Origin of the sequence: Streptomyces sp. NPDC059851 (assembly GCF_042732005.1) — a bacterium.
In the GTDB taxonomy this organism is placed as follows: domain Bacteria; phylum Actinomycetota; class Actinomycetes; order Streptomycetales; family Streptomycetaceae; genus Streptomyces.
In genome coordinates this window covers 21122-30426 of the sequence record NZ_JBHWJJ010000099.1, presented here as the reverse complement: position 1 = coordinate 30426, position 9305 = coordinate 21122, and the positions used below count along the sequence as shown (strand labels likewise).

Sequence of the window (9305 nt, the reverse complement as noted above, 5' to 3'; positions counted from 1 at the left end):
CTGCTCCCCCTCCGGGCCACCGCGGCCGCCGATCCTGCGTTGTGCTCCCCCGTGGTCTTGCTTTCCCCCGTGGTGGTGCGCCCCCCACGTCCCCCGTGGCGGCGCCCACCAGCCTTTCCCCCGTGATCCCCCGTGGTGGCGCCGTGGTCCCCCGTGACCCGGGCGCTCCCCCGTACCTCCCCCGTGGATCCCGAGCCCGGCCGTCCCCCGTATCCCCCGTATCCCCCGTGGGACGGCCGGGCCGGAACCGCTCGGTTACGGACGCGGGCCGGACGCGTGGTTGTCCAGCGACACGATCTCCTCGTCCGCAGCCGGCTCGTCGACCGGCTTGATCGCGATGCCGGAGGCGTGGTTGTCCATCGGCGTGATGTCGGCGTCCGCCGTGGCGGGGCCGTCGACCGGCTTGATCTCGATACCCGACGCGTGGTTGTCGAGCGGGATGATGTCGCTCTCGTTCGGCAGGACGTTCTCGTTCGTCGTCATCGGATCTCCTGATGGATGGCTAGGGCCCGTTCGGCGATTCCCCCGCGGACCGCCGAACGGGCGGTCCTCCAGCGGACTCCCGCGTCCCCCGACGCGGTTGAGTCGATGTACACATCGTGCCGGGAGGCGATAAACGAACGATGAATGCCGCGTTCAACTCCCGCAGGAAGCGGGATCAGGCCGCGATTTCGGAGGCCAGCAGGGCCCGCACCTCGGCCAGTTCCGGTGATCCGAGCCCCTCGAAGACGGCCTCCGCGTCCCGCCAGCACACCCGCGCCCGGTCCCGCTGCCCGAGCTGCTGCAGGGCCTTGCCCAGCACGGTCAGCACGGTGGCCCGGCGCCACTCGCCGCCGATGCCGCGCAGGGCGATGGCCTGCTCGGCGTGGGCGGCGGCCAGGGTGGGCCGGTGCGCGGCCAGGTGGGCCTCGGCCAGCCGGTAGTGGGTCACGCCCTCCCAGAGGGGCTGGCGGTTGTCGTGGAAGAGGGACAGCGCCTCGGTGAGCTGCGTCTGCGCCTCGGCGAGCCGCCCGGCCTGGGTGAGGGCGATGCCGAGCGCGTACCGGCCGTTGGCCAGGCGCAGGGTGAGGCCCATCCGGTCGTATATGGCGATGCCCTGCTCGGCAAGCTCTATCGCGGTGGTCAGCCGGCCCAGCTGGACGTGGATGCGGGAGAGGTTGCACAGGGCGCTGGCCTCGCCGATGTGGTTGCCGTCGGCGCGGAAGTTCTCGATGGCTTCCAGCAGGTAGCGCTCGCCGTCGGCGTAGCGGGCCTGGTAGAGGGCGATGATCCCGCGGTCGTTGGGCGCCCAGCAGCTGGGCAGCGGGTCGCCGGCCTCCCGGGCCAGGACCATGGCCTGCCGGGCCTCTTCGTCGGCCTCGGCGAACCGTCCGGCGACCAGGTGCACGTTGGTCAGGGCGGTGCGGGCGCGGCCCTCGGTGTGCGGGTCCTTCGCGGCCCGGGCGGCGTCGCGCAGGGCTGCGGCGGCGGATTCGTACTGCTTGGAGTTGGCGCCGGACTCTGCGAGGTCCTTGGCGGCCCACAGCAGGTCCACGGCCCGGCGCAGCACGTCGGCCCGGCCGGTGGTGCGTACGGAGGACTGGCGGACGCAGGCGAGCAGCGGGTCGGCCTCCGCGTACAGCCAGTCCAGGGCGGCGCGGGGCTCGGTGAAGCGCAGGCCGGGGTGGTGGGTGGCCGCGAGGTGGGCGGGCAGGCGGTCGCCGGGCCGTTCGACGGCGTACACGGCCGAGGCGGTGGCGAGGTAGAAGTCGAGCAGCCGGTCGAGGGCGGCGTCCCGCTCGGTCGCGGGCTGCTCGTCGCGCTCGGCGCACGCACGCGCGTAGAGGCGTACGAGGTCGTGGAAGCGGTAGCGGCCGGGGGCGGCGGATTCCAGGAGGGAGCAGTCGACTAAAGCCTCCAGGAGGTCTTCGGTGTCGTGCTCGGGCCGGTCCAGTACGGCGGCTGCGGCGGCGAGGGAGACGTCGGGGCCGTCGGCGAGGCCGAGGAGGCGGAACGCGCGCTGCTGGGCGGGCTCCAGCTGGCCGTAGCCCAGCTCGAAGGTGGCCTTGACGGCGAGGTCGCCGGCCTGGAGCTCGTCGAGGCGTCGGCGCTCGTCGGCGAGCTTGGCGGCGAGGACGGAGACGGTCCAGGTGCGACGGGCGGCCAGGCGGGAGGCGGCGATGCGGATGGCGAGGGGGAGGAAGCCGCAGGCGCCGACGACGTCGAGGGCGGCCTGGCGTTCCGCTCCGACGCGTTCGGCGCCGACGATCCGGGTGAACAGCTGGAGGGCCTCCTCGGGGCTCATCACGTCGAGGTCGACGAGATGGGCCCCGGCGAGGCCCGCCATGCGGACCCGGCTGGTGACCAGGGCGGCGCAGCCGGCGGTGCCCGGCAGCAGCGGGCGGACCTGGGCGGCGTCGCGGGCGTTGTCGAGGAGGACCAGGACGCGGCGGCCGTCGAGCGTGGAGCGGTAGAGCGCGGCCCGCTCGTCGGCGGTGTCCGGGATGGAGGTGTCGGGGGTGCCGAGGGCGCGCAGGAAGGAGCCGAGCACGGCCACGGGCTCGGCGGGGCGCGGCTCGGTGCCCTGGAGGTCGACGTACAGCTGGCCGTCGGGGAACTGCGGGCGGGCGGCGTGCGCGACGTGCACGGCGAGGGTGGTCTTGCCGACGCCGCCGATGCCGGCGAGCGCGGAGACGGCCATGACCTGGCCGTCGGCGGCGGACAGGATGGCGCCGAGCTCGCTGACGAAGGTGGTGCGGCCGGTGAAGTCGGGCACGGTGGCGGGCAGCTGCGCGGGCCGGACGTGCACGGGTGCGGCCGCCGGGGCGGGGGCCTCGGCGCAGGCGAGTTCTGCGTCGGCGCGCAGGATGCGCTGCTGGAGGGCGGCCAGCTCGGGCCGCGGGTCGACGCCCAGCTCGTCGGCGAGGAGGCGGCGGGTGTCGGCGTACACGGCGAGGGCCTCGGCCTGCCGGCCGCTGCGGTACAGGGCGAGCATCAGCAGCTCGCGCAGCCGCTCGCGCAGGGGGTGGGCGGCGGTCAGCGCGGTGAGCTCGGAGACGGCCTCGGCGTGGTGGCCGACCTCCAGGTCGAGGTCGAGGCGGGTCTCCAGCAGTTGCAGGCGCCACTCCACGAGCCGGGCGCGCTCGGTCTCGGCGTGCGGGCCGGGGACCCCGGCGAGGGGTTCGCCGTCCCAGATGTCGAGGGCGCGGGCCAGGAGGGTGCGGGCGAGGGCGCGGTCGCCGGCGGTGCGGGCCTGCTCGGCGTCGGAGGCGAGGCTGCGGGCGACGCCGAGGTCGAGGGTGCCGGTGGGGGTGCGGATGGCGTAGCCGCCGGCGTCGGTGACCAGCGTGCCGGGGTCGAGGACCTTGCGCAGGCGGGAGGCGTACGTGCGGATGGTGGCGAGGGCCTGCTGCGGCGGGTCCTCGCCCCAGATCGCGTCGATCAGCTCGGGCGCGGTGGCGGTGCGGCCGTCGCGGAGCAGCAGCACGGCGAGCAGGGCGCGCTGCTGGGGGGTGCCGGAGGGCAGCGCCTCGCTGCCGCGCCAGGCGCGGATCGGCCCGAGGACGGCGAAGCGGGAGCCGGGGGAGGGGACGTCGGCGGGCGTGGGTGTGGGGGTGGGTGTGGGTGTGGGTGTGGACGTGTGGGTGGGTTTGGACGTGTGCGTGTGGGTGGGTGTGGACGCGGGTGTGGCCTCGGACCCGGCCACGGCCTCGGACCCGGGGGCGGCCTGGGCGGTCCCGGGGGCGGCCTGGGCGGTCCCGGGTGCGCGCCGGGCGGCCTCGGGGTGGTTCCGCTGGTGCGGGATGGCCGGTATGCCGTCCATCTGTCGTCCCCCCTGCCTTCCGTCGGTGTAAGGGCAAGTCTGCCCTGTCTTGCTCGTACCCGTCAGCCCGTGTCGAACCGATCACTCCTCAACTAGCTGACGGACCGTCAGATTGACGCTACCGTGAGGACCATGGAGACCCTCCCGAAGATCATCTCGGTGGACGACCACACCGTGGAACCTCCTCACGTCTGGCAGGACCGGCTCCCGTCCCGTTACCGCGACACCGGACCCCGGGTCGTCCGTGCCCCACTCAAGGAAATGACCTTCCTGGGCGGCAAGTTCGCCCCCGTCATGGGCACCGAGGGCGACCCAGGACCCGTGGGCGACTGGTGGGTGTACGAGGACCTGCACCGCCCCCTCACCCGCCTCGACACCGCCGTCGGCTACGACCGCGACGAGATCCGCCTCGAAGTGATCACCTACGAGCAGATGCGCCCCGGCTCCTACTCGGTCCCCGACCGGTTGGCCGACATGGACGTCAACCACGTCCAGTCCGCGCTCTGCTTCCCCACCTTCCCCCGCTTCTGCGGCCAGACCTTCACCGAGGCCGGGGACCGCGAGCTCGGTCTGCTCGGCGTACGCGCCTACAACGACTGGATGGTCGAGGAGTGGTGCGGCCCCGAGGCCCACGGCCGGCTCATCCCCCTCACCCTCATTCCGCTCTGGGACGCCGACCTCGCCGCCGCCGAGGTCCGCCGCAACGCCGCCCGCGGCGTACGCGCCGTCGCCTTCTCCGAGATACCCCCGCACCTGGGGCTGCCCTCGATCCACACCGACGCCTGGGACCCCTTCCTCCGGGCCTGCCACGAGACCGGCACCGTCATCGCCATGCACATCGGCTCCTCCAGCCGCATGCCCTCCACCTCCGCCGACGCCCCGCCCGCCGTCGGCTCCACCATCACCTTCGCCAACTGCTGCTTCTCGATGGTCGACTGGCTGATGAGCGGCAAGTTCGAACGCTTCCCCAACCTCCGCATCATGTACGCCGAAGGCCAGATCGGCTGGATCCCGTACATCCTGGAACGTGCCGACGTGGTGTGGGAGGAGAACCGCGGCTGGGGCGGGGTCGCCGACAAGGTCCTGCGCCCGCCCTCCGAGCTCTTCGCCGAACACGTCTACGGCTGCTTCTTCGACGACGCCTTCGGCCTGCGCAACCTCGATGCCATCGGCGCCGGCAACGTCCTGTACGAGACCGACTACCCGCACTCCGACTCCACCTGGCCCAAGAGCCGCGAAGTCGGCGAGGCGCAGATGGGCCACCTCGCCCCGGACGTGGTCGAACGCATCGTCCGCGGCAACGCCATCGACCTTCTCGGGCTGACCCCGGAGGGGCTCTGGGCGGGCGCGTAGCGAGTGGTGTGCGGGCTGTGGGCGGGCCCGTGCGGCGGCCCGTGCGGCGGGCTGTGGGCGGCCCGTGTAGCGGACGGTGAGCGGCCGTCCCCTTGCGGTGAGCGGAGCACCAGGGCATGCTTCGCCAGAGCAAAGCTGAAGGGGCGGCAGTGATGGACAAGCGGACCTTGGTGACCGGGGCATTGTGCGCGATAGCGGCGATCGGCGCGTCCGCCGCCATGACCAAGGTGGTGCCGGACCCGGGGAGCCGGCCGGAAGCCCGGGTCAAGGCGGCGGCGCCGGCGCAGCCCGCGCCGAGCGCGAGTTCGCGAACGCAATCTCCCAAGCAGCCGCAACTGACCACCTCGGACACGCCCAAGCCGGGCACCCCGGCGGCCTTCACCGGAGCCCTCTTCGAAGGCGGCGTACCGGGTGATCACTTCTGCACGGCGACCGTCGTTCGCAGTCCCGGCAAGAACCTCATCGTCACCGCCGGGCACTGCCTGCTCTCCGGCAACGCCACCGATCGCGGTGCCGTCTTCGCACCCGCGTACGCCAACGGGGCCGCCCCGTACGGCTCCTGGAAGATCGAGGAGGTCTTCGAGGACAGCCGCTGGTCCGACGGCTCCGACGACGACTACGACCTCGCCTTCGCCCGCCTCGCTCCCGACGCCTCGGGCCGCAACATCGAAGACGTCACCGGCGCCGCACCCCTGGACACGTCGGGCCGCGGAGGCGAGGAGGTCACCGTCACCGGCTACCCGGCCGACCGCAAGGTCCCGCGCACCTGCACGGCCAAGGCGGTCCGCGAAACCCCGACCCGCCAGCGCTTCGACTGCGCGGACTTCCCGGACGGCACGAGCGGCAGCGCCTGGCTCGCCCGCGACGGCAAGATCATCGGGATCCTGACCGGCGGCGACACCGACGACGTCTCGACCAGCACCATCCTCGGCGACTACGCGGCGACCCTGTACGCCCGCGCGACGGGGGGCGCCAGGGCGGCGGCAGGCACCGGGGTGGCGGCAGGCACCGGGGCGGCGGCAGGCACCGGGGTGGCAGGGGCCCGGGGGTAGGGCGCTCGAACCCGCGGGGCCCTGGCGGCAGCGCCGCCGACCGGAATCAGCCGACGAGCCCGAGGTGAACGGGCTCGGCGCCCCCCTCGGCCAACAACTCCGCCAGCCGCGGCGGCCACGACGGCTCCCCGAGCCCGGCCAGCGCCCCGGGGGACAACCACCGCCAGTGGGCGTCGGGCTCCTCCGGCACGGGGTCGCGACGGGGGCCGGAGGTGACGTAGATGTGCTCGTGCTGGCGCACGGGCACGCCCTGGTGGGTGAAATCGTGCTCCCACGTGCACAGCAGCCGATGCGGCTGGAGGTCGGTCCACCCGGTCTCCTCCCGCAGCTCCCGCCGCACACACTCCTCGGGCGTCTCCCCGGGATCGATTCCCCCTCCGGGCGGCAGCCAGTGGATGCCGACCTCGACGTTGTTCTCCCGGAACAGGAACACCGACCCACCGGGATCCAGAACCACAATGCGCGCTGCGTACCTGGGAGTTCTCATCACCCGAGCGTACGACGCCGTCCCCCTGGGGCAGGAGTCACCTGCTAGCAGGAGTCATAGTCAGCCATTGGTTCGGTGGGTGGAGGGTTGTGGATGGCGTGGGGTGGTGGGGGGAGGGGGCAGGGCACGGTCGGGCGGGGTCGGGAGGGTGTACGGGGTTTCCCGGCCGCCCATTGTCCTTCCGGTGCGGGCCGGCCCGTACAGGGCGCTCCTCCGTCGCGTCGCGTTGCGATGGCCTTCGGCCACCCTTGACGGGCCGACCCGCACCGGAACGCCAACAGACAGCCGGGAAGCCCCGAAGGACGGTCAGGGGGCGAGGGGACAGGAACGGCTTCGTCAGAGCAGCAGGCCCTCGGTTCCGCCTTGCGGGGGCACCGTGCCCGGGACCGCCGGCCCGGCCGGTGCTGGGGTGCGGGCGCGTAGGTACTCCACGGGCGAGGTCGACGCCTGGGCCGGGGGGCCTCAAAGCTGCAGGAGGTGTCGACCGGGGGGCCGCCGGGGTGCTGGGCCCGCCCTGCGGGGACTGGCCGCCGTTCGGGGACTGGCCGCCGTTCGGGGACTGGCCGCTGTTCGGGGCTGCGAGGCGCTACGGATTGCTACCCCGCCGTTCCGCCCGTCAGCCGCCGCCCGTAGGGGGCCGGTACGCCGTCACCCGCGGCACTCCGACACCCCCCGGGAGGTTGACGTCCCCCGCTCGGGGGGCCTTCGCTGTGTACGGTCGGGGGAATGAGCAAGTTCGCCCGAGTCGGCTTTTCTCGGCCCCGTGCGGCCGTGCGTGCCGGGGCCGGGGTCGGCGCCGTTGCCGCCGTCGGCCTGCTGGCCTGCACGGCGGCCTGGTTCCATGCCGTCCAGGACGCGCCCGGCAACGCCGAGGCGCGTGCCCTCAGCGCCACCGACAACCGTCCCGCCGCCGCCGCGGCCGCCGCCTCCGACGGCCGTGTCCACCGTGAGAGCAGGCGGAACGGCCTGCAGGGACTGCCCGGCATCAGCGACCGGACCCGGGCGCGGATCCCGGCGGACTCCCTCCAGCTCATCCTGGTCACGGGCAAGGCGAAGGACTCCTCGCACGCCACCGCCGCCCTCTACACCCGGTCGGCGGCCGGCGCCGACTGGGTCCTCGCCGAGACCTGGCCCGCACGCAACGGGGCCCGGGGGTGGTCCACGGAGCGCAGGTACGGGGATCTCACGTCCCCCGTTGGGGTGTTCTCGCTGAGTGACGCCGGCGGCCTGCTGCCCAAGCCGCCGGGGACGCGACTGCCGTACGACCGCAGCAGGGCGTTCACCGCCTCCGGCCACGGTGTCGAGGGGGAGTCCCTGGAGGGTTCGTTCGACTACGTCGTCGCGATCGACTTCAACCGCAAGCGCGGTGTGTCGCCGCTGGACCCGACGAAGCCGGAGGGCCCGCGCAAGGGCGGCAACATCTGGCTCCACGTGGACCACGACGGCCCCTCGCAGGGCTGTGTCGGGATCGCGAAGGAGGCGATGGAGAAGGTGCTGGCGACGCTCGACCCGGCGGCGAAGCCGGTCATCGTCATGGGACCGCACGGGTTCTGATCCCCCTATTGCCTGACGGTTCGTCAGGTAAGACGATGGGCCCCGGCGCCCGGCCCGAGCCGGGTCGAGTCCGAGGACGAGGGCGGGGCGACGATATGGCGCGCGTGTTTCCGGAAGGCCGGCTGGCGTACGGGATACAACTTCCGATCCAGTCGCAGAGCACCCTCTACGCCGAGGCCTGGGAGGCCTCGGCCGGCCCTGCGGATCTCGCCGAGGTCGCTCGGGCCGCCGACCGGGCCGGGTTCGGGTACGTCGCCACCTGCGACCACGTGGCGATCCCGCGCCGCCTCGCCGGCCCCATGAGCACCATCTGGTACGACCCGGTGGCGACCCTGGCCTTCCTCGCCGGGGTCACCGAGCGCGTACGGCTGCTGAGCCATGTCGCGGTCCTGGGCCTGCGGCACCCGCTGCTGAGTGCCAAGCAGTACGCGACCGTCGACCACCTCTCGGGCGGCCGGCTGATCCTCGGCGTCGGTGCGGGCCACGTCCAGGAGGAGTTCGAGGTCCTCGGTGTCGACTTCGCCGGGCGCGGCGCCCTGCTCGACGAGACGCTGGACGCGTTGCGTGCGGCTCTCGGGCCCGAAGAGTTCCCGGTCTTCGAGGGGGAGCGGTTCGCCTTCCGGGACCTCGGCCAGCGACCCCGGCCCGCCCAGGACCGGATCCCCGTCTGGGTCGGCGGCTCCTCGCCCGCCGCAGTGCGGCGGGCGGCCGTCCGCGGCGACGGCTGGCTGCCGCAGGGTGATCCGCGGGACCGGCTGCCCGCGCAGATCGCCCGGATCAGGGAGCTGCGGGAGGGGGCCGGGGTGGCCGAGCCGTTCGAGTTCGGTGCGATCACCGGGGCGCTGTACGTCGGCGAACCCGCCTGGGACACCGGCCGCCGCACCCTGACCGGCAAGCCGGAGCTGCTCGCCGAGTCGCTGCGCGAGTACCGGACGCTGGGCGTCGACCAGATCCAGGTCCGCTTCCGCAGCCGCGACCGCGCCGAGCTGACCGACCAGATCACCGCCTTCGGGGCAGAGGTGGCGCCTCTCCTCAACGACTGAGCGACCCCGTCAGG

General features: G+C 73.6%; 7 protein-coding genes. 4 read left to right on the top strand and 3 right to left on the bottom strand.

Going from position 1 to position 9305, the window contains the following annotated elements:
• Positions 1 to 255: 255 nt before the first annotated feature.
• Together ACFV7Q_RS27575 and ACFV7Q_RS27570 are read right to left on the bottom strand one after the other, a co-directional pair.
• On the bottom strand, positions 256 to 483 hold the full coding sequence (locus ACFV7Q_RS27575) for a hypothetical protein (protein ID WP_385432280.1): 228 nt from the start codon (positions 481 to 483) through the stop codon (positions 256 to 258).
• 175 nt (positions 484 to 658) lie between these two features.
• Positions 659 to 3802, bottom strand: coding sequence for a BTAD domain-containing putative transcriptional regulator (locus tag ACFV7Q_RS27570; protein ID WP_385432278.1), 3144 nt, complete (start codon positions 3800 to 3802; stop codon positions 659 to 661).
• A gap of 132 nt (positions 3803 to 3934) precedes the next feature.
• Here ACFV7Q_RS27570 and ACFV7Q_RS27565 point away from each other — a divergent pair, with 132 nt between their 5' ends.
• Both ACFV7Q_RS27565 and ACFV7Q_RS27560 read left to right on the top strand, forming a co-directional pair.
• Positions 3935 to 5155, top strand: coding sequence for an amidohydrolase family protein (locus ACFV7Q_RS27565; protein WP_385432276.1), 1221 nt, complete (start codon positions 3935 to 3937; stop codon positions 5153 to 5155).
• A 152-nt stretch (positions 5156 to 5307) separates the two neighbouring features.
• On the top strand, positions 5308 to 6207 hold the full coding sequence (locus tag ACFV7Q_RS27560) for a trypsin-like serine peptidase (RefSeq protein WP_385432274.1): 900 nt from the start codon (positions 5308 to 5310) through the stop codon (positions 6205 to 6207).
• Positions 6208 to 6253: 46 nt separating this feature from the next.
• Here ACFV7Q_RS27560 and ACFV7Q_RS27555 read toward each other — a convergent pair whose 3' ends face one another.
• Entirely contained in the window at positions 6254 to 6694 is a 441-nt protein-coding gene (locus tag ACFV7Q_RS27555) for an NUDIX hydrolase (RefSeq protein WP_385432273.1), read from the bottom strand.
• A gap of 726 nt (positions 6695 to 7420) precedes the next feature.
• Here ACFV7Q_RS27555 and ACFV7Q_RS27550 point away from each other — a divergent pair.
• Positions 7421 to 8248, top strand: a complete 828-nt coding sequence (locus ACFV7Q_RS27550; RefSeq protein ID WP_385432271.1) for a hypothetical protein — start codon at positions 7421 to 7423, stop codon at positions 8246 to 8248.
• A gap of 95 nt (positions 8249 to 8343) precedes the next feature.
• On the top strand, positions 8344 to 9291 hold the full coding sequence (locus tag ACFV7Q_RS27545) for an LLM class F420-dependent oxidoreductase (protein WP_385432269.1): 948 nt from the start codon (positions 8344 to 8346) through the stop codon (positions 9289 to 9291).
• Positions 9292 to 9305: the final 14 nt, after the last annotated feature.

Bases quoted from the DNA above. Each gene is read 5' to 3' on its own strand.
- ACFV7Q_RS27550 (WP_385432271.1), top strand. From the start codon at position 7,421: ATGAGCAAGTTCGCCCGAGTCGGCTTTTCTCGGCCCCGTGCGGCCGTG.
- ACFV7Q_RS27575 (WP_385432280.1), bottom strand. From the start codon at position 483: ATGACGACGAACGAGAACGTCCTGCCGAACGAGAGCGACATCATCCCG.
- ACFV7Q_RS27545 (WP_385432269.1), top strand. From the start codon at position 8,344: ATGGCGCGCGTGTTTCCGGAAGGCCGGCTGGCGTACGGGATACAACTT.
- ACFV7Q_RS27555 (WP_385432273.1), bottom strand. From the start codon at position 6,694: ATGAGAACTCCCAGGTACGCAGCGCGCATTGTGGTTCTGGATCCCGGT.
- ACFV7Q_RS27560 (WP_385432274.1), top strand. From the start codon at position 5,308: ATGGACAAGCGGACCTTGGTGACCGGGGCATTGTGCGCGATAGCGGCG.
- ACFV7Q_RS27570 (WP_385432278.1), bottom strand. From the start codon at position 3,802: ATGGACGGCATACCGGCCATCCCGCACCAGCGGAACCACCCCGAGGCC.
- ACFV7Q_RS27565 (WP_385432276.1), top strand. From the start codon at position 3,935: ATGGAGACCCTCCCGAAGATCATCTCGGTGGACGACCACACCGTGGAA.